Source organism: Caballeronia sp. GAFFF2 (assembly GCF_023631485.1).
GTDB lineage: Bacteria > Pseudomonadota > Gammaproteobacteria > Burkholderiales > Burkholderiaceae > Caballeronia.
The window spans coordinates 98,667-120,525 of record NZ_JALQDA010000007.1 but is presented as its reverse complement, the minus strand read 5'-3'; the positions used below and the strand labels follow the sequence as shown (position 1 = coordinate 120,525).

The 21,859-nt window shown below is 62.1% G+C and carries 18 protein-coding genes; 10 read left to right on the top strand and 8 right to left on the bottom strand.

The genetic code is table 11. The features are described from left to right. Window positions 1–35: 35 nt before the first annotated feature. The gene (locus NCT04_RS04615) at window positions 36–590 is read left to right on the top strand and encodes a hypothetical protein (protein WP_250463977.1); all 555 of its coding nucleotides are present in this window, start codon (window positions 36–38) and stop codon (window positions 588–590) included. Further along, entirely contained in the window at window positions 587–1,111 is a 525-nt protein-coding gene (locus tag NCT04_RS04610; RefSeq protein ID WP_250463975.1) for a hypothetical protein, read from the top strand. Before NCT04_RS04615 ends, NCT04_RS04610 begins: the two co-directional genes overlap by 4 nt. A gap of 314 nt (window positions 1,112–1,425) precedes the next feature. On the opposite strand, the gene NCT04_RS04605 is transcribed toward NCT04_RS04610, so the two are convergent. Continuing rightward, on the bottom strand, window positions 1,426–2,805 hold the full coding sequence (locus tag NCT04_RS04605; RefSeq protein ID WP_244827445.1) for an ABC transporter ATP-binding protein: 1,380 nt from the start codon (window positions 2,803–2,805) through the stop codon (window positions 1,426–1,428). A 12-nt stretch (window positions 2,806–2,817) separates the two neighbouring features. Further along, window positions 2,818–4,569, bottom strand: a complete 1,752-nt coding sequence (locus NCT04_RS04600) for an ABC transporter permease (protein ID WP_244827444.1) — start codon at window positions 4,567–4,569, stop codon at window positions 2,818–2,820. A gap of 721 nt (window positions 4,570–5,290) precedes the next feature. Between NCT04_RS04600 and NCT04_RS04595 the strand changes: the two genes are divergently transcribed. Both NCT04_RS04595 and NCT04_RS04590 read left to right on the top strand, forming a co-directional pair. After that, window positions 5,291–6,976 (top strand): sensor domain-containing diguanylate cyclase, encoded by a 1,686-nt coding sequence (locus NCT04_RS04595; RefSeq protein ID WP_244827443.1) that lies wholly within the window; start codon window positions 5,291–5,293, stop codon window positions 6,974–6,976. 98 nt (window positions 6,977–7,074) lie between these two features. Continuing rightward, on the top strand, window positions 7,075–7,338 hold the full coding sequence (locus NCT04_RS04590) for a double-stranded DNA-specific endonuclease (RefSeq protein ID WP_244827442.1): 264 nt from the start codon (window positions 7,075–7,077) through the stop codon (window positions 7,336–7,338). 248 nt (window positions 7,339–7,586) lie between these two features. Here NCT04_RS04590 and NCT04_RS04585 read toward each other — a convergent pair whose 3' ends face one another. Together NCT04_RS04585 and NCT04_RS04580 are read right to left on the bottom strand one after the other, a co-directional pair. Beyond that, complete coding sequence (locus NCT04_RS04585) at window positions 7,587–8,930, bottom strand: ATP-binding protein (protein ID WP_250463973.1); 1,344 nt, start codon at window positions 8,928–8,930, stop codon at window positions 7,587–7,589. Beyond that, window positions 8,914–9,636 (bottom strand): response regulator, encoded by a 723-nt coding sequence (locus NCT04_RS04580; RefSeq protein WP_244827440.1) that lies wholly within the window; start codon window positions 9,634–9,636, stop codon window positions 8,914–8,916. Before NCT04_RS04580 ends, NCT04_RS04585 begins: the two co-directional genes overlap by 17 nt. 249 nt (window positions 9,637–9,885) lie before the next feature. Between NCT04_RS04580 and NCT04_RS04575 the strand changes: the two genes are divergently transcribed. Continuing rightward, complete coding sequence (locus NCT04_RS04575; protein WP_250463970.1) at window positions 9,886–10,497, top strand: Spy/CpxP family protein refolding chaperone; 612 nt, start codon at window positions 9,886–9,888, stop codon at window positions 10,495–10,497. A 246-nt stretch (window positions 10,498–10,743) separates the two neighbouring features. Here the strand turns inward: NCT04_RS04575 and NCT04_RS04570 are convergent, their stop codons facing one another. Then, the gene (locus NCT04_RS04570) at window positions 10,744–11,442 is read right to left on the bottom strand and encodes a pirin family protein (protein WP_250463968.1); all 699 of its coding nucleotides are present in this window, start codon (window positions 11,440–11,442) and stop codon (window positions 10,744–10,746) included. 367 nt (window positions 11,443–11,809) lie between these two features. Between NCT04_RS04570 and NCT04_RS04565 the strand changes: the two genes are divergently transcribed. The 5 genes from NCT04_RS04565 (at window position 11,810) to NCT04_RS04545 (ending at window position 17,171) form a co-directional block, all read left to right on the top strand. Further along, complete coding sequence (locus tag NCT04_RS04565) at window positions 11,810–12,496, top strand: ABC transporter permease (protein WP_244827437.1); 687 nt, start codon at window positions 11,810–11,812, stop codon at window positions 12,494–12,496. A gap of 35 nt (window positions 12,497–12,531) precedes the next feature. Further along, window positions 12,532–13,245, top strand: a complete 714-nt coding sequence (locus NCT04_RS04560; RefSeq protein WP_244827436.1) for an ABC transporter permease — start codon at window positions 12,532–12,534, stop codon at window positions 13,243–13,245. 29 nt (window positions 13,246–13,274) lie between these two features. Beyond that, a complete protein-coding gene (locus NCT04_RS04555) occupies window positions 13,275–14,054 on the top strand; it encodes an ABC transporter ATP-binding protein (RefSeq protein WP_284503036.1) in 780 nt (259 codons plus the stop codon). A gap of 540 nt (window positions 14,055–14,594) precedes the next feature. Beyond that, window positions 14,595–15,764 (top strand): porin, encoded by a 1,170-nt coding sequence (locus tag NCT04_RS04550; protein WP_244827992.1) that lies wholly within the window; start codon window positions 14,595–14,597, stop codon window positions 15,762–15,764. 291 nt (window positions 15,765–16,055) lie between these two features. Further along, on the top strand, window positions 16,056–17,171 hold the full coding sequence (locus NCT04_RS04545; protein WP_250464022.1) for a porin: 1,116 nt from the start codon (window positions 16,056–16,058) through the stop codon (window positions 17,169–17,171). 269 nt (window positions 17,172–17,440) lie between these two features. Here NCT04_RS04545 and NCT04_RS04540 read toward each other — a convergent pair whose 3' ends face one another. From NCT04_RS04540 to zwf, 3 genes are all read right to left on the bottom strand, one after another. Continuing rightward, window positions 17,441–19,363, bottom strand: coding sequence for a bifunctional transcriptional regulator/glucokinase (locus tag NCT04_RS04540; protein ID WP_244827435.1), 1,923 nt, complete (start codon window positions 19,361–19,363; stop codon window positions 17,441–17,443). Beyond that, window positions 19,344–20,036, bottom strand: a complete 693-nt coding sequence (gene pgl / locus NCT04_RS04535) for a 6-phosphogluconolactonase (RefSeq protein WP_250463966.1) — start codon at window positions 20,034–20,036, stop codon at window positions 19,344–19,346. The genes NCT04_RS04540 and pgl overlap by 20 nt, the downstream gene beginning before the upstream one ends. 112 nt (window positions 20,037–20,148) lie before the next feature. Beyond that, window positions 20,149–21,609, bottom strand: coding sequence for a glucose-6-phosphate dehydrogenase (zwf, locus tag NCT04_RS04530; RefSeq protein WP_244827433.1), 1,461 nt, complete (start codon window positions 21,607–21,609; stop codon window positions 20,149–20,151). Window positions 21,610–21,859 lie beyond the last annotated feature (250 nt).

Sequence of the window (21,859 nt, the reverse complement as noted above, 5' to 3'; positions counted from 1 at the left end):
TCACGGCGCCTGGGCAGACGAAGGAAACCAGCAACATGCAGATCAGGGTTGAATGGCGCGGGCCGCCCGCCGCCGCGCTTGCCGCGATCGTGTCGGGCGCTATCGCCTGCGTGAGTCTCAGCGGCTGCAATTCCCTCTATAGCGAAGGCGCGACGGCTGGCGCCGGTATCGCCGGCGCGGCTATCGCGGGCAAGGTGACGAGCAACGCCGCGGTCGCCACGGGTATCGGTCTTGGCGCGGTGGCGGCGGCGCGCGCGGGCGTGCAGTACTCGCAGCGCATCGTGCATACGGACACGCAGGACAAGATCGCGTCGGTCGCCGGCCCGCTCGACGTCGGCTCGGTGGCGCCGTGGATCTCGGTGCATTCGGTGCCTATCGAAGACGACGAGAAAGGCCGCGTGACAGTGAGCCGCCAGATCAGCAGCGGTACGCTCGACTGCAAGGAAATCGTCTTTTCCGTCGATCGCGACGCGACCAAAGACCGTGCCGCCGACAGCGCGTTCTACGTGGCATCCGTGTGCCGCGACGGCGACAGGTGGAAGTGGGCATCGGCCGAACCGGCGACGCCGCGTTGGGGCTCGCTGCAATGACGGAGCGCGTGGCGGTATCCATGGCGCTGCGCCTTGGCTGCATCGCGGCTTTCGCGGCGGCGTGCGTCGCGATGAGCGGCTGCGCGTCGATTGGCGCGGCAAGCGGTGCGCTCGCGGGCGTGGCGACGGGCGCGGTGACGACCAATCCGGCTATCGGCCTGGGCGTCGGCATTGCGGTGCAGGCCGCGACCGACGAAGTCGTGAAGCGCGTGACGAAGTCTCTGCATCAGGATCAACAGGTTGCCATTGCGGTGACGGCGGGCATGTCGGACATCGGCGAGACGCGACCCTGGAAGGTCAAGCACACCTTGCCGGTGGAAAATGGCCACGGCCAGGTGCGAGTGCTGCGCGAGGTCAAGAGCGCGCTTGCGAGCTGCAAGGAATTCGCGTTCTCCGTGGCGGATGGCGACGATCCGAGTTCGCATGAAGACTGGTTCATCGCGACGGCGTGTCAGCAAACCGAGGGATGGAAGTGGGCTTCGGCGGAACCGGCGGTCGAGCGGTGGGGAAATCTACAGTAGGCGGGAGACAGCCGAACCGCTTTTTTGCTTAGAGGCTTCGAACAAGAAGCGCGGCGAGTCCGCGCTTTTTTGTTGGCTTCCATTCTGGCGATGGCTTGATGTTGGCGGGCCAGTGCAGTGCGAGCCTGCCGCGCCGTTCGTTGACCGTTGCCGTGCGCCTGCTACTTTCGAAAACGGCGTGACGAGTACTCGCTTCTCCTTGCCTCGACCTTCAGCGTTCTCACTTGCCTCCAGCACGACGTCATGATCAAAGCCCCAAAGAAAAACGCGGCGTCCTGACCGGTCACCGCGCCTTTCCCGCAAAAACCACCGCCTCAAGCCTCCACGTCTTCCAGACTCAGCATCTCCGTTTGATCGTTGTAAGAGAAGATCTCGCCATAACGACCCCAGTCGATGACCGCATCCAGCGTTTCCTGCGCGGCCTTGTCGGAGAGGAAGTCTTCCAGTTCCTGCTCGAAGCGCACGCGCGGCGCGCGATGCCCCGGCCGCTCGTTCAACACCTTCTTGATCCGCGCCGCCAGCGGCACGTGCCGCAGCAGATGCTCGGCAAACATCATCTTGCGCTCCTGCGTGCCGAATTCGGCAAACACGCGCGCCTGCGGCGTCAGGAAAATATCGCCTTCGCGCACGTCGGCGAAACCGAGATGCTGCAGCACTTCGGCCACCGGAAAGAGTTCATCGACCTCCAGATGCAGCGTGCGCGCGATTTCCGGCATGTCCGCGCGACCGTGATACGGCTCCGCCGCGAGCGTTTCGATGAGACCCGCCATCAGATTGGTCGACACCGACGGCAGCCAGCTTCCGAGCTCGAGTCCCTTCTTCTTCGATTCATCCAGCTGCCGCGCGGTCATCTTCGCATAAATGTCGTCGACGAGACGCCGGAACGCCGGGTCCAGGCGATTGCGCGGATGCTTGAACGGCACCTTGATCTCGGCCATCACGCGGCCCGGATTCGACGACAGCACCAGAATGCGGTCGCACATGAACACCGCTTCTTCGATGTTGTGCGTGACGATCAGCACCGACTTGATCGGCATGCGCCCTTGCGTCCACAAGTCGAGCAAGTCGGTACGCAAGTTCTCGGCGGTCAGCACGTCGAGCGCGGAAAATGGCTCGTCCATGAGCAGCAAGGTCGGATCGACGACGAGCGCGCGCGCAAAACCCACGCGCTGCCGCATGCCGCCCGACAATTCGCGCGGATAGGCATTCTCGAAACCGTCCAGCCCGATCAGGTCGATGGCCGCCAACGCCCGTTCACGTCGCTCGCGCGCCGCCACGCCCTGCGCTTCCAGACCCGCTTCCACGTTTTGCATGACGGTCAGCCACGGGAACAGCGCGAACGTCTGGAACACCATCGCGACGCCCTTCGCCGGTCCGCGCAAGGGCTCGTTCAGATAAGTGACGTCGCCGGCAGTCGGCTCGATCAGTCCGGCGATGATGCGCAACAGCGTCGATTTACCCGAGCCCGAACGTCCGAGCAGACCGACGATCTCGCCTTCGCGCAGCGAGAGGTTGGCGTCGTCGAGCACGAGCAGTTCGCCCTGGGTCTTGTTGAATCCGCGGCTCACGTTCTGCACGCGCAGGATTTCCGCGCCCAGGCGCGGCGGCGTGCCGGGCACGCTGGGCGCCGGCGTGCCCGTCGTGCGCGATGCGCCCGGCGTGTTGGGGTTTTGCGTGTTCTTGGTGTTCTGCATCGGAACTCGTCCTCAATCCAGTCGAAGTCTTGCTTCGGCGTAGGCGTACAGCGGGCGCCACAACAATCGGTTGAACAGCGTGACGAAAAGCGACATCACGGCAATGCCCAGGATGATCTTCGGATAGTCGCCATCCGCAGTGGTCTGCGCGATATACGCGCCGAGCCCGTGCGCGACGACGCTCGTCTTGCCCCACGACACCGCCTCCGCGACGATGCTCGCGTTCCACGCGCCGCCCGATGCCGTGATCGCGCCGGTGATGTAGTACGGGAAGATGCCCGGCAGCATGGCCTTTTTCCACCATTGCCAACCGCGAATCTGAAAGTTGGCCGCGGCCTCGCGGTAATCGTTCGGATACGCCGATGCCCCGGCAATCACGTTGAAGAGGATATACCACTGCGTTCCGAGCACGATCAACGGCGAAAGCCAGATATCCGGGTTCAGATGCCAGCGCACGATGGCGACGACGAACACCGGAAACAGCAGGTTCGCCGGAAACGCCGCGAGAAACTGCGCGACGGGCTGCATCTTCTCGGCGAGCGCGGGGCGCAACCCGATCAGCACGCCGACCGGCACCCACACCACCGACGCAATGCCGATCAGCACGACCACGCGAATCAGCGTGATGAAGCCGAGCACGAACACGTGACCGACATCGCTCCAGCCGACGCCCGTCGACACGAACGAGACCACCTTCCACGTGACGAACGCCGTGACGAGCAGCACCGCCGCGCCCCAGGCGATATCGCCGGTGCGCGTGGACGGCACGGTGGCGCGCAACGGCAGCTTCACGCCTTGCAGCGACGGCAGACGAATCGGGAAGCGCGCGGCCTTCGCGAACAGCCATCCGGCCGGCACCAGCAACCGGTGGATCAGCCGCGTGCGGCGAATCAGATCGAGCAGCCACGATTCCGGCGCGTTGCCCGAGCTCGTGTTCTCCATGCGGAATTTGTCTGCCCACGCGACAAGCGGACGGAACATCAGTTGATCGTAGGCAAGGATAACGACGGTCATCGCCAGAATCACCCAACCGATCGCGGAGAGATTGCGCTCGCCGATCGCCGCGGCCAGATACGCGCCGATGCCCGGCAGCACGATGCTCCGGTTGCCCACCGTGATGGCCTCGGAGGCGACGACGAAGAACCAGCCGCCCGACATCGACATCATCATGTTCCAGATGAGGCCGGGCATGGAGAACGGCACTTCGAGCTTCCAGAAGCGCTGCCAGTTGGTGAGGTGAAAGCCGCGCGAGACCTCATCCAGATCGCGCGGCACCGTGCGCAGCGACTGGTAGAAGCTGAAGGTCATGTTCCACGCCTGGCTCGTGAAGATGGCGAAAATCGCGGCACACTCCGCGCCGATCACGCGCCCGGGAAAAAGCGCGAGAAAGAACGTGACGGTAAACGAGATGTAGCCGAGCACCGGCACCGATTGCAGGATGTCGAGCACCGGCACCAGCACGACCGACGCGCGCCGGCTCTTCGCCGCGAGCGTGCCATAAACCAGCGTGAAGATGAGCGAGGCGACCATGGCGAGCAGCATGCGCAAGGTCGTGCGCAGCGCGTATTCGGGGAGATTGCCGGGGTCGAGCGAGATCGCCTGCGTCTGCAGGGTGGAAATAGGCGCGAGCGTCTCGTGGAAACCGACAGCGGCAAGCGCGATGATGCAGATGATCATCGGGAACGCGACGAAGTCCCAGCGATTGGGCAAGATCCGCCATACCGACGCGTTCGCCGTGCGGTTCAGATTGAAACCAAATTCCATGCAACGCCCTCCCCGTAAGGCTTTGTTCCAACCGCGCAAGGCGCGGGATAGTGCTCATGACGGCAAGCCGTCGCGCGGGCAAGACGCCTTCGTGATCGATGACTGCCTGATCGTCGACTCTCGTGGAATCCGTCGCGCTACCCGCATGCTCAACGTATCTGCCCGTCCAAAAGCTGACAGACGACACAGAAAACCAGCAAATGGATAACGTCAGGCAGCCGTCACTCTTTAACCAGTGCGTACCGGCTGTGCGGAACCGAGCGACACTACACCAAGTTTCGTGACAGTCACAATCTTTCGGCGCTCAGGCACGTCATTCGTGTGATGTTTCTATTTGCTCTTCGGCGCCACGGAGGCAAAATAAAGGCTTGGCCGCCGTCGCATCCGCATTTTGAATGGTCTGGCTTTCTTTTGACTTAACCTCTGCCCCAAGCCGACGAGCAGGCCGACCAAAACCACGCCGGGAGTGCGTACGAGCAGCGACGAAGGCAACACATAACGCAAGAACCGAACCGCCCGTGCTTACCCTGTGTTGGGTAGACGCCGCCTGTGGAGACAAGGCGCTTGCTGGGCGGCGAAAAACATCGTCCAATCGTGGCTATCACTAACAATAATGAGCGCCGATGCAATGCACTACGCCGCCCCGAAGCCGAACGCCCGTCTGCCCGGCTGTTCTCGCTTGAATCCGCGCGCGGCGTGAGCCAGCGTAGCCGAGAACGCGATGAACAAGACCCTCCTGCACCGACTGATCGCGCTCCTCGGATTCGCGCTGCTCGGCCTTGCGTGCTGGATCGCGGCCGGCTTGCTGTCGGACCGAATGGTACAGCAGGAAATGACGGGCACGGTGCGCACCGAACGACAAATGGCGGCATCCATCGTCGACAACATGGCGCAGGTCATCGCAAGCGATCTCGCGATGTCGCGCGCCATTCCCGCCACGCTCGCACAGGTCGAACTCATGCAGCATGCGCTCGCGCAATCGCGGGATTATGCCTCGAACCCCGCGGGCTCGGAAAGCGAACGGCGCGCCGAATGGACCGCGCGTCCCAATCTCGCGAAGGTCAACCGGTTCCTCCATGACGCGCAGGGCTTCTCCGGCCTCGATTCCATCTGGCTCATCAACGACCAGGGCTACTGCATTGCATCGAGCAATTCGGCGGACGACAACAGTTTCATCGGCTACAAAATGAGCGCGCGCGGCTATGTCGCGCGGGCGCTGCTCGGCGGCTTCGTCGAGATGTACGGCGTCGGGCGGCTTTCGGGCGATCCGGGCATCTACATCGCCGCGCCGATCTACGACGACGGCATCCTCGTGGGCGCGGTGATCGCCAAGGTGAGCATCGACCGGTTGCGGCATTGGGTGTCGCGGGCCGGCACCTTCGTCACCGATGAAAACGGCGTCGTGGTGATGGCGCACGACGGCGCGCTCGAGTATCAGGCCATGCCCGATGCGCCCGTCGCCCAAATGACGCCGCGCGAGCGGCTCGAACATTACCGGCGCGAGGACTTTCCGCCGTTGCGCGTCGCGCATGTCGGCGATCAGATGCGCGCGGCCGAGCACTGGCTCGCGCCGACGCTCGCGGAAACCTTTTATGCGACCAACGGCAGCAGCGTGCCCGCGCTTTACGACGAGCGCACCGGGCTGAATTCGGGGCTGTCGGCGCACATCGTCCATCCGCTCACGAGCTGGCCTGAGATCAGCCGCAATCACAGCCGCGACCGCGTGCTGGTGTTCCTGACGATGCTCGGCGTCGTGACACTCGCTATCGTGATCGCCATCTCGTATTCACGCGAGCGCCGTCTGCATCGCGCGACGCGCGATCTCGCCGAGCAGTTGCAATCGGCCAATACGCTCTTGTCGGCCGAAGCGCGCCACGACGCGCTCACCGGCGCCCTCTCGCGCCGCTACTTTCTCGACACGCTGCGCCACGAAGTGGAACTCGCGCGCTCGGTCGGCACGCCGTTGTCGCTTGCCATCGCGGACCTCGACCACTTCAAGCAGATCAACGACCGTTACGGACACGCGTCCGGCGACCGCGCGCTCGAACACTTCGCCGAAGTGTGCCGCGCGCAGTTGCGTCCGAGCGATGCAGTCGGCCGGCTCGGCGGCGAGGAATTCGGCATCCTGCTGCCGCAGACCGCGCTGGCGGACGCGCAGGCCGTGCTGGAGCGGCTGCGCAAGCGCTTTCATCACGAGCATTGCGCGCATCTTCCCGACGAGGCGGTGTTGTCGGTAAGCATCGGGATTACCGAACTCGCTGCCGACGATGCGCTCGAATGGATTCTCTCTCGCGCCGATCTCGCGCTCTACGAGGCGAAATCGCGTGGTCGCGACCGCAGCGAAGTGCGCCCGGCCGATCCCCCGCCGCCCGCGCGCTATCCCGAGAACTCGCTGATGGGCAAGTAAGCGCGGCATGGCTTGGGAAGGCATCTCGTCGCGCTCGACGGCGGGCAGGTATCATCGACGTTCGATATCGAATGACGCCGCCGTCACGGGAGAAATGCATGAAGGGAAATCTGGTCATCGTGTGCCGCGATCAGGACGCTGAAACGTTCGACCAATTGCTGGCCGAGTACGGCTCGTTCCAGACGCGCCTTTCTTCGACCACGTGGTTTCTGAAGATCGCGCTTGCGCCGGAAGTCATTCAGGAGGAAATTCTCGCGCGGCTTGGCAAATACACCACGCATTACATCTTCGAGGCTTCGACGGTGACTTACAACACGGTGGATAGTGAAGCGGCCTCGGCGCTGGAAACGTTGTTTGATTGACGCGGGGCTTGGATTAATGCTGCCTCGCCTTGAAACGTCGTTCCATTGACGCGGGTTTAGTAAAGACGCCTCCGGACTTTGATTCGGAGGCGATTTTGGACGTTAGCACCGTGTGGCCTCCTTCGAGTTACACACGAACACGCCCGACACTGAAACATCGTTCCATTGACCATGACGCAAAACAAAACGCCTCCGTTCCGATGCGGAGGCGTTTTGCTTTCAGCGCGACGAAAGCCGACGCGCGCGGTTCAAAGAGAAGCACGCTCCTCATGCTGCGCTCCCACGCGCCTTTCGCTCATCGGCTGCGTGGCGACATCGAACGGGAACGTCATGACCACCTGCAACCCGCCCGCAGGCTGATTGCCGACCTCGCATTCCCCACCCGCGCGCCGTGCGAGCCGTTCGACGATAGCCAGTCCAAGGCCGCTATGTCCGCTGCCGCCGCGCGCCGGATCGAGCCGCACGAACGGCCGGCTCGCCTTGATGAGATCGTCCGGCGCGATGCCCTTGCCGTGATCCGAGACGGTTAGCACCCAGCCCTTTGCCGCGCGCCGGGTCGCAATGACGATGGGCGCCGCGCCGTAGGCATGCGCGTTATCGAGGAGATTCGACAAGAGCCGGTCGAGCGTTGCCGCGGGCAGCACGAAATTCGGCCCGGCTTCCAGGTCGAGCCGAACCGCTTCCGCGGTCGGCGACACCGCGCGATACGTCCGCGCGATCTTCTCGCACTGCTGATCGACCGAAACGGGCTCGCTGCCATCTGGCCGGTCGTGCGCGAACACCAGGAACTGATCGACGATATGCGCCATGGAATCGACATCGCGCACTACGCCATCACGCACCTTGGCGTCGTCCATCATCTCGGCGCGTAGACGCAAACGCGCGAGCGGTGTCTTCAGATCGTGCGCGACGCCTGCGAGCATCACCGCGCGATCGTTCTCGGTTTGCGAGACTTCACGCACCATCTGATTGAAGCCGTGCGTCAGTTGCCGCAACTCACGCGGGCCGCGTTCGGGAACGGGCGGCGTCGGCTGACCGCGACCGAAACGCCCGACCGCTTGCGCCAGCGAGCGCAACGGATATTGCAACTGCCATGCGCCGAAGAGCGCGGCGAGCACGGCGGTCGAGAAAATAAGCGCGAGCCACAGCAGCATGCGGTCGCGCGAGCGCGGCGGCCGCAACGGCTGCACCGGCACGACGATCCAGCCGGCGTCCTTCGCGCCATGCACCCACACGCTGGGCGGCGCGCCGGGTTCGTTCAGGCGAACGTCGGTGCCATCCGGCAGACGGTCTTTCAGGTCTTCGATGAAATGAGCGAGCGGCGGCGGCGTGTCTTCGTCGGGCGTTCGGGGCACTTCCGGGCTGTTGAGCGGAAAGATGCGCACGCGCGGCGGCAAGGGTTGATCGGGTGTGTTGGCCATGTGCTGACGCACGGCATCGACGAGAAATGCGGTTTCCTCGACGGCAAAACGCATCTGCACGTTGTCGCGCTCGAAGCGGATGATGGCGAACCAAGCGACATGTGACAGCACCAGCATGCCGATGACGATGACGACCAGCCGCCCGAACAGCGTGTCAATTGCCCGGCGCATTTTGCTCGCCGTCCGGCACGAACACGTAGCCGCGCCCGCGCACCGTCTGAATGAAACGCGGCGCGGATGGATCGCTTTCCAGAATGCGCCGCAGACGCCACACCTGCACGTCGATACCACGGTCGGTGCCGTCGTATTCCGGCCCGTGCAGCAGTTCGAGCAGACGCTCGCGCGTCAGCGTGCGCATAGGGTTGTTGACGAAAATCTTCAGAAGCGCGAATTCGCTGCCGGATAAGGTGATCGGCCTGTCGTCCTGTTGCAGCGTGCGCGACTGGAAGTCGAGCCTGAAGCGCCCGAACGAATACGGCTCGCGCTGTTCCGGCGCGGCCGATGGAATGGTGCGGCGGCGGCGCAGCACGGCTTGCACGCGGGCAAGCAATTCGCGCGGATTGAACGGCTTGCCGAGGTAATCGTCCGCGCCGAGTTCGAGACCGACGATGCGGTCCACGTCGTCCGCGCGCGCGGTCAGCATGATGACGGGGATATCGTCGCCCGATGCGCGCAGCTTTCTGAGCGCGGTCAGGCCGTCGACGCCCGGCATCATCAGGTCGAGCACGATCAGATCGGGGCGCTCGCGCTCCAGCCGGCGTTCCAGCGAACCGGCGTCGTGCAGCACCGAAACCTCGATGCCCTGCCGGACCAGATAGTCGCGCAGAAGGTCGCGCAGTTCGGCGTCGTCGTCGACGACAAGTATTTGCGTAGTCATGGCTGAAGTTTAGCGCGTGAGACGTAACCGTTTGCCCGCAAGGATGCCGTAAAGGGTTACGGGGTGTTACCGCGAAAGCATCGCGTAAACCTGCGTAATAAGCAGCGACCGTGTCGTAACACGCCACGCGGCGCAAGCCTCTACGCTGTGTCTCACCGACAAGCGCAAAAGCCTGGACGACCTTCTCGGAAATACCGTCGCAAGCGGCTTCGACGTTTCGGCATCGACAATCAATCAGGGAGTCTCACAATGGGCAAGCAATATCGCATTCTTACTGCCGCCGCCACTGCAATTGCACTGACATTCGGCGCCACGGCTTATGCCGCCACCAGCGACGCGCCTTCCGCGCCGCCGCCCGGCGGTCCCGCCATGATGGGTGGCCCCGGCGGTCCTGGTGGCCCTGGCGGTCATCGCATGGAAGAGCGCATGAAGAAGCAGATGGAGCAGCTTCATAGCCAGCTCAAGCTCAACGCAGATCAGGAAAAGCTCTGGCAGACCGCGCAGGACACCATGAAGCAGAACCGTCAGGCGATGCGCGAGAGCCACCGTCAGATGCACGAGCAGATGAAGTCGCTGGAGCAGCAGCCGATTCTCGACCTGAACGCCATGAACGCGGCGCATCAGAAGATCGAGCAGCAGAACCAGCAGTTGCGCGAAGGCACCACGACCGCATGGCTCAACTTCTATAACTCGCTGAACGATCAGCAGAAGACCACTGTGAGCACGGCGCTTAAGAAGCACTTTGCGAAGATGCGCGAGCACGAGCACAAGATGCACGAACGCTGGGGCAAGCGTGATGGTCAGCACGGCGGCCCGGGCGCCGGCGCGCCGGCTGGCGCTTCGGGTACGACGAAGCCCTGAGTTTCGTGGAGCGATGCCCGCCGTCGTGATACGGACGGCGGGCGTTTATGTTCAAGCTCTGCGTTCGCGCGAGCTGGTAGCATCATGCTGCTCTTAGCTTGAGACGCGATGTTGCGCGTCAAAAAAAACCGCGAAGCGCTTTGGGCGCTTCGCGGCTTTGCGTTGCATGGATCTTCTAATCTACGGCTCTCCGGCACTCAACGTCCGCGCGAAGCATCCGCAGCGCCCGATCACCCTTCGTCGACCTCAAGCCAGATCGAACAACAGCACTTCCGCGCCTTCACCGCCTTCGACCGTGACTTTCGACACATCCTCGATCTTCGCGGCATCGCCGGCTTTCAGCGCTTCGCCGTTCACCAAAACCGCGCCGCGCGCCACGTGCACGTACACGCGCCGGCCAGCGGGAACATCGAAGTCCGCGCGCTCGGCGCCGTCGAAAAGGCCCGCGAAGATGCGCGCGTCGGCGCCGATTTTCACCGAGCCTTCATCGCCTTGCGGCGAGGCGATCACACGCAGACGGCCGCGCTTTTCCTCATCGCCGAAACGCTTTTCTTCGTAGCCCGGTGCGTTGCCTTGTGCATCCGGAATGATCCAGATTTGCAGAAAGTGGGCCGTCTCGCTGGGCGAACCGTTGTACTCGCTATGCCGCACGCCCGTTCCCGCACTCATGCGTTGCACGTCGCCCGGGCGGATGGTCGAACCGTTGCCCATGCTGTCGCGGTGCGCCAGCGCGCCTTCCAGCACGTAGCTCACGATCTCCATATCCCGATGCCCGTGCGTCCCGAAACCCTGTCCGCCCGCGACGCGATCTTCGTTGATCACGCGCAACGCGCCGAAGTGGACGTGCTCTGGATCGTGGTAGTCGGCGAAGGAGAAGCTGTGGTACGAGTCGAGCCAGCCGTGGTTGGCGTGACCGCGTTCGCTGCTGCGGCGAATCTCGAACATGATGTGTGCTCCCGTTGAATACGTTGAAATGCGATGGACAGAATGTAAGGGTGTCCACCCCGTCAAACAACGGGCACGCGGGCACTACACCGTCTCGCGCATGAGGGTAATCGGATGCCTCCGCTTCTCACCCGCGCATCTTCCGGCTTCGGGTAAAATACCGCGCTTTTCAGGCGGCCCTGTGGCCAGAGCCGGTCGGGAAAGCCCGTGAAGGCGCGTCTTTCGGCGTCCGCCAACGGCGACCGCCAATTTTGGCCACCTAGAATACGCGCACCAAAGGCGTCATCTCCCGGAGCCCGAACCCCGCGCGCGGCGCGCGTCACGTTCGCAGTTTCCGGCACGTCGGGCACCTTTACAAGGAACCACCATGTTGCAAGGCTACGGTCCGCTGATCCTCGCGGGCACCTGGCAGACCGTCAAGCTGGCGGTGTTGTCGCTCGCGTTCGCCTTCGTGATCGGGCTGATCGGCGCGGCGGCGAAGCTGTCGAAGAATCGAATCGCCTCGGGCGTCGGCACCGTCTACACGACCTTGATTCGTGGCGTGCCCGATCTCGTGCTCATGCTGCTGCTCTTCTACAGCATCCAGATCTGGCTGAATCTGCTGACGGATGCCCTCGGCTGGGATCAAATCGATATCGATCCATTCCTGGCCGGCATTCTCGTGCTCGGGTTCATCTACGGCGCGTATTTCACGGAGACGTTTCGCGGCGCGTTTCTCTCGGTGCCGCGCGGCCAGCTCGAAGCGGGTGCGGCTTACGGCATGACGCCCTGGCAGACGTTCACGCGCATCATGTTTCCGCAGATGATGCGCTTCGCCCTGCCCGGCATCGGCAATAACTGGCAGGTGATGGTCAAGGCGACTGCGCTCGTGTCGATCATCGGTCTCGCGGATGTCGTCAAGGCCTCGCAGGACGCCGGCAAGGGCACGATGCGTTTCTTCTTCTTCACGCTGCTCGCCGGCGCGATCTACTTGGCCATCACCACGATCTCCAATTTCGTGCTGATCTGGCTCGAACGGCGGTATTCCATCGGCGTGCGCAAGGCTGACCTCTGATAGAGCCTGTCGGTTAAAAAAGAACGGCGGAATCCATGATCCAAATCATCCAGGAATACTGGAAGAACTACCTCTTCACAGACGGCTACCGCATCACCGGTCTCGCGATCACGATGTGGCTGCTGGTCATCTCCATCGGCCTCGGCTTTTGTCTTTCGATACCGCTGTCGGTTGCGCGCGTCTCGAAGAACAAATTGCTCTCGCGTTCGGTGTGGCTGTATACGTACGTGTTTCGCGGCACGCCGCTCTATGTGCAGTTGCTGCTCTGCTACACGGGCTTATACAGCCTGCAGGTCGTGCGCGATCACATGCTGCTCGCCGACTTTTTCAAGAGCGGCATGAACTGCACGCTGCTCGCCTTCACGCTCAATACCTGCGCGTACACCACGGAAATCTTCGCCGGCGCGATCAAGGCGACGCCCTACGGTGAGATCGAGGCCGCGCGCGCGTATGGCATGTCGTCGTTCACGCTGTATCGGCGAGTGATTCTGCCTTCGGCGCTGCGCCGCGCGCTGCCGTACTACAGCAACGAGGTGATCCTCATGCTGCACGCGACCACCGTCGCGTTCACGGCGACCGTGCCGGACATTCTCAAGATTGCCCGCGATGTGAACTCGGCGACGTATCAGTCGTTCGAGGCGTTCGGCATTGCGGCCCTGCTCTACCTCGTCATTTCGTTCGCGCTCGTGTGGCTCTTTCGCCGCGCCGAGTATCGCTGGCTCGCGTACCTGCGGCCTCAAGGCAAATAAGTGGGCTGTTGAGCCGCAAGGACCCGTTCATGAATTCCAAGATGCACAAGCTTTTCGTCGACGACATCCACAAGCAGTACGGCAGCAATGAAGTGCTCAAAGGCGTTTCCCTCAAGGCGAATGCGGGCGATGTCATCAGCATCATCGGCTCGTCGGGTTCCGGCAAGAGCACGATGCTGCGCTGTATCAACTTCCTTGAACAGCCAAACCAAGGGCGCATTTTCGTCGATGGGGCCGAGCTGCGCACGCTGAAGGACAAGCACGGCGCGCTGAAGGTAGCCGACCAGAATCAATTGCGCGAAATGCGCTCCAAGCTGTCGATGGTGTTTCAGCACTTCAACCTGTGGTCGCACATGAACGTGCTCGAGAACGTCATGGAAGCGCCGGTGCACGTGCTCGGGCTCACGAAGAAGGAAGCGGAGGATCGCGCGCGGACTTATCTGGAGAAGGTCGGCCTCGCGCCGCGCGTGGAGAAGCAGTATCCGTCGCATTTGTCGGGCGGCCAGCAGCAGCGTGTGGCGATTGCGCGGGCGCTTGCCATGCATCCCGATGTCATGCTCTTCGACGAACCCACTTCCGCGCTCGATCCGGAACTCGTAGGCGAAGTGTTGAAGGTGATGCAGACGCTTGCCGAGGAAGGCCGCACGATGGTCGTCGTAACGCACGAAATGGCTTTCGCGCGCAATGTGTCGAATCACGTGGTGTTTCTGCATCAAGGGCGCATCGAGGAGGAAGGCCAGCCGGATATCGTGTTCGGCAGCCCGAAGAGCGAGCGGCTCAAGCAGTTTCTATCTGGCAGTCTCAAGTAAGTCCTTTCCCCTTCCCTTCCTTTCTAAAAGCGCCCGTGAGGCGCTTTTTTTTCGCCCTCGCCAAGCGGGTCATGCCTTATCGGTAAGCTTTTCTCGCACTAGCGCTGCCGTGCACGTCCGTCAATAGGCGTGAAACCCGACTCCAGACGCGCTCCGCAACTGAAGCCTTATGCCACAAGGCTTTGCGGGCGATTTCCCAAGCTATGGGTAGTACACCTACCACATTGGCATTGCGTTTTTGACACAATCCTTTGCAAAACGTCAATTTTCTTTGGCGCTCATGACGTATTTTGATAGATTGCTACTCAAAGTAACAAAACGAACCGCAAAAAAAGTAGTTTTACTTCAAAAGATAAGAAAACGGAGGCAGACGCCCATCGACGGATCGGCGTCGGCATCGCGCACACGAAGCGCGACTCGCCCACGAGGATCATCGCCCTTGCGTGTCCTTCCTCCAAAAACGATTTCCGGTTGGATGCGCTCGCATCGAACCACACGGCAGCACTTGGGTTCCATTTATTGACAGGGTTGGAGGAGATGATGAAGAAAGCTTTGCTCGCGGCAGCAGCACTGCTGACGTTCAGCGCGGTGGCTCAGGCTCAAAGCAGCGTGACGCTGTATGGTCGCCTGGACGCAGGGCTTGAATATATGAACGGCGTGCCGACAGGCACAGGTCCCGGAGGCCAGGCCACCGGTTCCACCCACCGTTTCCGCGCGGAAAGCGGCGACTGGGGCACGAGCTTGTGGGGTATGAAGGGCGTCGAAGATCTGGGTGGCGGCTATCGCGCCGTGTTCCAGTTGGAAGGCAGCTTCAACACCATGACGGGTCAGGGCCCGGGCAACAACGGCATCTTCAATCGCTGGGCAACCGTCGGTGTCGCCAACAACCAGTTCGGTACGCTGTTGCTGGGCCGCGAACTGTTCATCGCGAACGGCGTGTGGGACTTCGATCCGTTCGGCCAGTCGAACTGGTCGTCGGCATCGCTGGTGCGTGGTCGTAACTGGCCGCAATCGAGCAACAACATTTCGTACCAATCGCCGAAGTTCGCGGGCTTTGACTTCTACGGTCAGTACGCGCTGTCGAACGCGACGAACTTCAACGGTAACGGCACGACGCCGCAAGGCCGCGAAGGTGGTGCTTACATCACCTACACGACGCCTCTGTTCCAGATTCGCGGTATGTACGATGAAATCCGCAACCCGGGCAACGGTCTGCTCGGCGGTGCGTACAACGCGGTCAACGGCGGCGCGGCAAACGCGGATCAGAGCAACGGCAACGGCGTCTACGCTTACTCGCGCGAGTACACGGCGATGTTCAACGTGTTCCTCGGTCAGTTCAAGATCCAGGGCGCTTACCAAGCTATCCGCTCGTCCGGCATGACGGGTCAGTTGCCCGGCCAGCCGACCACGCTCGACCACGAATGGGGTGGCGTGACGTGGCAAGCCACGCCGGCTGCAGCCCTTATCGCGGCGGTGTATCACGTGAACGGCAACAACGGCGCCGGCAACGCGAACATCTACACGATCGGCGGCTCGTACAACCTGTCCAAGCGCACCTTGCTGGACATCCAGGTGGCAACGGCGCAAAACAGCAAGGCCGCGAACTACGGTCTGAATGCCAACAACTACGGCACGGGAACGGCAACGGACAATCCGCTGCCGGGACACAGCCAGACTGGCGTGTATGCAGGCATCCAGCACTCGTTCTAAGCAACGAGGCTGAACAAAGAAAAAAGCTTTATCGAGTTTTCACGCTGCTGCGAGAGGCGCGTATCGGTGCGGTGCCCGAAAGGGTATCGCACCGTTTTTTATTTGGGCGATGAATGCGCTCGCCTTCGCGACATTAAGTATCAGATTGACAAACAAAACGACAAAAAGCTGGATTCGAAAAAAGTAGTTCTCCTTCAAAATTCAAACATCTGACGATTGATCTTCATGCAACAGGTGAGGATCGGTTGCTCGGTTTTGTAGTTTGAATTCAAAAAGGAGTGTTGGGGGATGATGAAGAAGTCTTTGATCGCGGCTGCCGCCTTGTTGTCATTTAGCGCCGTGAGTTTCGCGCAGAGCAGTGTCACGCTGTTTGGCCGTCTGGACGCGGGCCTCGAATATATGAACGGCGTGCAAAACGCCGCCGGAACGGGATCGGCCGATCGCTTCAGGGCCGAAAGCGGCGACTGGGGCACGAGCCTGTGGGGTATGAAGGGCGCAGAGGATCTCGGCGGCGGCAATCGCGCCGTGTTCCATCTGGAAGGCAGCTTCAACACCATGAACGGGTCGGGTTCGACCGCCGGCATCTTCAATCGCTGGGCGACGATCGGCGTCGAGAACGATCGATACGGCACCTTCCTGCTCGGCCGCGAACTGTTCATCTCGAACAGCGTGTGGGACTTCGATCCGTTCGGCCAGTCGAACTGGTCGTCGGCATCGTTGGTGCGCAGTCGCAACTGGCCGCAATCGAGCAACAACGTTTCGTATCAGTCGCCGAAGATCGCGGGGTTCGACTTTTACGGCCAGTACGCGCTGTCGAACGCCACTAGCTGGAACGGCAACGGTTCGACGAAGCAGGGACGTGAGGCCGGTGCCGCGATCACCTATACGGCCCCCCTCTTCCAGATTCGCGGTCTGTACGATGAAATCCGCAATCCGGCTAACGGCACGCTTGGCGGAAGTTACGCGGACAGCAACGGCGTCTACTCCTACTCGCGCGAGTACACGGCGATGGTCAACGTGTTCCTCGGCCAGTTCAAGATTCAGGGCGCGTATCAGGCAATCCGTTCGTCGGGCATGACGGACCAGTTGCCCGGTCAGCCGACCACGCTCGATCACGAATGGGGCGGTGTGACGTGGCAAGCCACGCCAGCCGCGGCGTTGATCGCGGCGGTGTATCACGTGAACGGCAACAACGGTGCGGGCAATGCGACCATGTATTCGCTGGGCGGCTCGTATAGCTTGTCCAAACGCACGTTGCTCGATCTGCAAGTGGCCACCGTGCGCAACAGTAAGACAGCGAACTACGGCTTGAATGCCAACGACTTCGGGTCGTCGCCTGGAACGGACAACCCGCTGCCCGGGCGCAGTCAAACTGGCGTGTATGCGGGGATTCAGCACTCGTTCTGAGTGAAAAGCTGAGATGCGGTGCCGTAAAAAAGCATCGCATCGTCCTGAAGAGGCGAGCTAGCCTGGCATCGTCTTGTATGTGAGACCGCGTTGCGAGCGCTTCGGCTAGCCTCGCGACGCTTTTGAAAACGGAGTTCGCAGCGTCAAGCCGACAAAGCCGCATACGAAGAAGCGCCTCCATGAAAAACACCCCAAAGGCTGGATCGATGTCCAACTTTTGGGGTGCAGTTCATTCTTCGGCACCTTTTTTCAATCGAACAAGACGCACCCTACTCCCGCGCCGCGCCCGATGCCCCGTGGCTCAACCAATCCAGCACGGCCGCCGCATCGTCATCACTCGATTCACGCGCCTTCGCCACCGTCTCGCTCAGCGTCGCGCCCGGTTGCGGCGCGGCACGGCGAATAGCCACGCCGACAGCGAGAATATCGATGATCACGAGATGCAGAATGCGCGAGATCATCGAGAGTTGCGACTCGCGTATCTCGATGTGATCCGTCTCCAGCGCCACCGTCGCGCGCTTGGCGAGCGGCGTGTTGCTCGACGTGATCGCAATGACGGTCGCGCCTTGCTGCATCGCCACTTCCAGCACGCGCAGCAGTTCGGGCGCGCGGCCCGATTTCGACACGGCCACGATCACATCGCCCTTGCCGAGCAATGCAGCCGACGCCGCCTGCATGTACAGATCGCCATAAGCGATAGTCGGGATGCCGAAACGGAAAAACTTGTAGTGCGCGTCCTGCGCGACGATATTCGAATTGCCGAGCCCGTAGAACTCGATACGCCGCGCGCCGTTCAGAATCTCGATTGCGCGCTCCACGTTCTCGAAGTTCAGATGCTCGCGCAGCTGCAAAATGGCCGACACGGTGTTGTCGAGCACCTTCGCGCCGAAATCGGTGGCGGTGTCGCCGAGATGCACCTGGCTGTGGCTCATCGGAATGGTGCCAGTCAGCCCGGTCGCAAGCTTGAGCTTGAAATCCGACAGCCCCTGGCAGCCGAGCGAGCGGCAAAAACGAATCACCGTGGGCTGGCTCACGTCCGCCTTGCGCGCGATATCGATGATCGGATCGCTGATGATCGAACGCGGATGGTTCAGCGCGAGATCCGCCACGCGCCGCTCGGCCGGCGTGAGCGCGTCGCGCATCTGGCGGATGCGCTCGAACACCGCCGACGAACCGCTATTCGCACGGTTCGACAACTGCTCGGACAAAATAGCCGAGACGCCGAGAAACGCCGGATATTCCGCCGTGATGATGTAAGTCGGAATGCTCGACAGATACTGCGAGAAACGCCCTTTCGACTCGAAGCGCGCGCGAAACGGCGACTTGTGAAAGAGTTCGCCGAGTTTGAGCACCACGCCGCCGCCAATGTAGATGCCGCCGAGCGCGCCCAACGTCACCGCGATATTGCCCGAGAACGTGCCGAGAATGCTGCAAAAGCAGTTGACCGCTTCGAGCGCGAGCGCTTCGCCGGCATGCGCGCGATTCGTGACTTCGGCGCTCGTGAAATCCTCGGCGACATCTATCTCATCGCGCTCCGCGAACGCGCGGTAAATCAGCTCCAGCCCCGGCCCCGCCGACACGCGCTCGAACGAGACATGCGCAAACTTGCGGCGCGCATAGCGCATGACGAGGTCTTCGTTCTCGTCGAACGGAGAAAACGTGGCGTGACCGCCTTCGCTGCCGAGCGCGATCCAGCGGTCATCGGCGGGAATGAGGCCCGACACGCCCAAGCCCGTGCCCGGCCCGAGCAGACCGATCACGCTGTTTTGCCGGCGCGAACCGCCGCCGACCTGTTCGCGCTGCGCATCGGTGAGACCGGGCAGCGCCATGGCCAGCGCGGTGAAGTCGTTCACGACGAGCAAGGTATCGAAACCGAGCGCGCGGCGCGTCGCTTCGATCGAAAAGCTCCAGTCGTGATTGGTCATCTTCACGTGATCGCCGTCGACCGGATTGGCGATCGCAATCGCCGCGTGATTCACGCGTGCGACCTTCGTGTCCTTCAGATACTGCTGCATCACTTCCGCGATGCCCGGGTAATCCGCGCCCGGATACACGCGAATCTGCCCGATCTCGCCGGGGCCCGTCTCCAGCGCGAAGCGCGCGTTGGTGCCACCGATGTCGGCGAGCAATCTCGGTCCGTCGGCGTGCTGGTTCGCGGCGGGCGCGGCCTTGCTATGCACACCAGTAGACATCGAGCTTCACTCCTTCTGCGTTGGCCAGGGTCGAGATGGCGTTCTTTTGCGGCGCGGCAAGCGCCGCGTTCAAGACGTCGAGTTTTTTCTGGCCGGAGATGAAGAGATACAACTGCTTCACCTGCTTGAGCGCGGACATCGACAGGCTCACGCGCGCGTGCGGCGCCTTGCCCGGATGCACCGCGACGAAGCGGTCCTGCGTCGAAATGGCGAAGTCCCATTCGGGCGCGTCGGCGAAGATGGATGCCGTGTGGCCGTCCTCGCCCATGCCGAGCACGACGACATCGGGCAGATGGCGGCGCGGGTCGGCGTTGAGTTCGGCGACATGCGCTTCGAGCGGCTTCGAAACATCCACGAGCGGCAGAAAATACGCCGCCGCCGCCGCGTTCTGCAGCACTGTTTCGTGCGCGAAGCGCGAATTGCTGTCGGGATCGGTGTCGGGCACCCAGCGGTCGTCGACGAGCGTCACGTCGATATGCGCCCAGTCGAGCGGCTCGTGCGAAAGCGCCGCGAGAAACGGGCGCGGGCTCGAACCGCCGGAAACGGCGAGCGTTGCGTGAGGGGTTTGCGTGGCCGCGGTTGCCGCGAGCGTTGCCTTCAGCGCGTCGCTGACGGCGTTCGCCAGCGCGTCCGAATGGGCGCGCGGATCGTCGAAAGTGCGAAGCTCGATCACTGCTCCTCCTGCTTGTCTGGTTTGTCGACCCGCTCTTTTTCGATGCCCCGAGCGGTTGCTTATAGCTTGCTTATGTTGTTTCGCGCTGCCGCCAGGCGACCGCGCGACGCCATCAATTCTCTTCTTCGAGCCAGCACGTGCCATGTTGCGCTAGCATCGCGCTCGATGCCGCCGGTCCCCACGTGCCAGCCGCGTAAGGCTTTGGCTTGCTCATCGGCTGGGCCCACGCGTTCAGGATCGGTTCGACCCAGCGCCAGGCCGCTTCCTGCTCGTCGCGCCGCACGAAGAGCGCGAGGCGACCGTGGATCACATCGAGCAAAAGACGCTGATACGCCTCCATCTGCCCTTCCTTGAAGAACTGATCGAAGGCGAGGTCGAGGTGAACGCTCGCGAGATTCATGCCTTCGCCGGGCTGCTTGGCAAGGCAATATAGTCTGATGGTTTCGTTCGGCTGCAAGCGGATGACGAGACGGTTCGCGCCCGCGCGTAAGGCGTTCGTGCCGAGCGCCGAATGCGGCACCGCGCGAAAGTTGACGACGATCTCCGCGACGCGGTCCGCGAGCCGCTTGCCCGTGCGCAGGAAGAACGGCACGCCTGCCCAGCGCCAGTTCTCAATTTCAACTTTCAGCGCGACGAAGGTCTCCGTCGTGCTGTCCGGGCGCACACCCTTTTCCGTTGCATACGCCGGCACGGCAGCACCGCGTATCACGCCCGCGTGATACTGACCGCGCACCGCGACGCGGCTGATGTCGCGTTCATCCACGGGCTTGAGTGCGCGCAGCACACGCAGCTTTTCGTCGCGCACGGAGTCGGAATCCATCGAGTGCGGCGGTTCCATCGTCACGATGGAAAGCAGTTGCAGCAAGTGGTTCTGCACCATGTCGCGCAGCGCGCCGGTGTTGTCGTAGAAGTCGCCGCGCGCCTCCACGCCTAGTTCTTCCGCAATGGTGATCTGAATGCTTTCGACCCATTCGCGCCGCCACAGCGGCTCGAAGAGCGCATTGCCGAAGCGCAGCGCGAGCAGATTCTGCACCGGTTCCTTGCCGAGGTAATGGTCGATCCGGTAGATCTGCTCTTCCTGGAAGATTTCGCCGACGGCGTCGTTGATCGCGTTCGACGACTCGAGGTCGTAGCCAAGCGGCTTTTCGAGCACGATGCGCGCGTTCTGGTTCAGGCCGACGTCCGCGAGCGCGCGGCAGATCGGCACGAACAGCGACGGTCCGGTGGCCAGATAAAACACGCGCGTGCCTTCGTACTGGGCCATGACATCGCGCAATACGACGAAGTCTTCCGCGCGCCCGAGGTCGAGCTGCACGTATTGAATGCGCTCGAGAAAACTGCGCCACGCGGCTTCGTCCAGACCGTTCTTCGATACATGCGGCTTCACGTGCTCTTCGACCCAGGCGAGATATTCGCCCGGTTCCTGCGCGCCGCGCGCCACCGCGACGATTCTGCCGGCGGGCGCAAGCATGTTCGCGCGATGCGCCTCGAAGAGCGCGGGGAGAATCTTGCGCATCGACAAGTCGCCGGTCCCGCCGAAGAGAACGAAAGTGAAATTCGAGTCGCTTTGCATGAGTCTCCAGGCCGGTCACTGATGTCGGTGAGGAAGCGCACGAAGGCGCCCGTAGTCCGATAAAATTTTTTTTGACACTGAATTGTAGTTTAACTACAATTCAAATCAAGAGGAAATGTCATCCGGGAAAAAAATGGCTTGTCAATCAGAAGATGAGTGTTTTCCCTAGGGCGTCTCTGAGCGCATGTTAACGGACTCCGCGCATCGCTGCTTTCAATGGCCCGAGTGCGTTTTGTCTGTCAGCAAAAAT

Bases quoted from the DNA above. Each gene is read 5' to 3' on its own strand.
- NCT04_RS04615 (WP_250463977.1), top strand. From the start codon at position 36: ATGCAGATCAGGGTTGAATGGCGCGGGCCGCCCGCCGCCGCGCTTGCC.
- NCT04_RS04610 (WP_250463975.1), top strand. From the start codon at position 587: ATGACGGAGCGCGTGGCGGTATCCATGGCGCTGCGCCTTGGCTGCATC.
- NCT04_RS04605 (WP_244827445.1), bottom strand. From the start codon at position 2,805: ATGCAGAACACCAAGAACACGCAAAACCCCAACACGCCGGGCGCATCG.
- NCT04_RS04600 (WP_244827444.1), bottom strand. From the start codon at position 4,569: ATGGAATTTGGTTTCAATCTGAACCGCACGGCGAACGCGTCGGTATGG.
- NCT04_RS04595 (WP_244827443.1), top strand. From the start codon at position 5,291: ATGAACAAGACCCTCCTGCACCGACTGATCGCGCTCCTCGGATTCGCG.
- NCT04_RS04590 (WP_244827442.1), top strand. From the start codon at position 7,075: ATGAAGGGAAATCTGGTCATCGTGTGCCGCGATCAGGACGCTGAAACG.
- NCT04_RS04585 (WP_250463973.1), bottom strand. From the start codon at position 8,930: ATGCGCCGGGCAATTGACACGCTGTTCGGGCGGCTGGTCGTCATCGTC.
- NCT04_RS04580 (WP_244827440.1), bottom strand. From the start codon at position 9,636: ATGACTACGCAAATACTTGTCGTCGACGACGACGCCGAACTGCGCGAC.
- NCT04_RS04575 (WP_250463970.1), top strand. From the start codon at position 9,886: ATGGGCAAGCAATATCGCATTCTTACTGCCGCCGCCACTGCAATTGCA.
- NCT04_RS04570 (WP_250463968.1), bottom strand. From the start codon at position 11,442: ATGTTCGAGATTCGCCGCAGCAGCGAACGCGGTCACGCCAACCACGGC.
- NCT04_RS04565 (WP_244827437.1), top strand. From the start codon at position 11,810: ATGTTGCAAGGCTACGGTCCGCTGATCCTCGCGGGCACCTGGCAGACC.
- NCT04_RS04560 (WP_244827436.1), top strand. From the start codon at position 12,532: ATGATCCAAATCATCCAGGAATACTGGAAGAACTACCTCTTCACAGAC.
- NCT04_RS04555 (WP_284503036.1), top strand. From the start codon at position 13,275: ATGAATTCCAAGATGCACAAGCTTTTCGTCGACGACATCCACAAGCAG.
- NCT04_RS04550 (WP_244827992.1), top strand. From the start codon at position 14,595: ATGAAGAAAGCTTTGCTCGCGGCAGCAGCACTGCTGACGTTCAGCGCG.
- NCT04_RS04545 (WP_250464022.1), top strand. From the start codon at position 16,056: ATGAAGAAGTCTTTGATCGCGGCTGCCGCCTTGTTGTCATTTAGCGCC.
- NCT04_RS04540 (WP_244827435.1), bottom strand. From the start codon at position 19,363: ATGTCTACTGGTGTGCATAGCAAGGCCGCGCCCGCCGCGAACCAGCAC.
- zwf (WP_244827433.1), bottom strand. From the start codon at position 21,609: ATGCAAAGCGACTCGAATTTCACTTTCGTTCTCTTCGGCGGGACCGGC.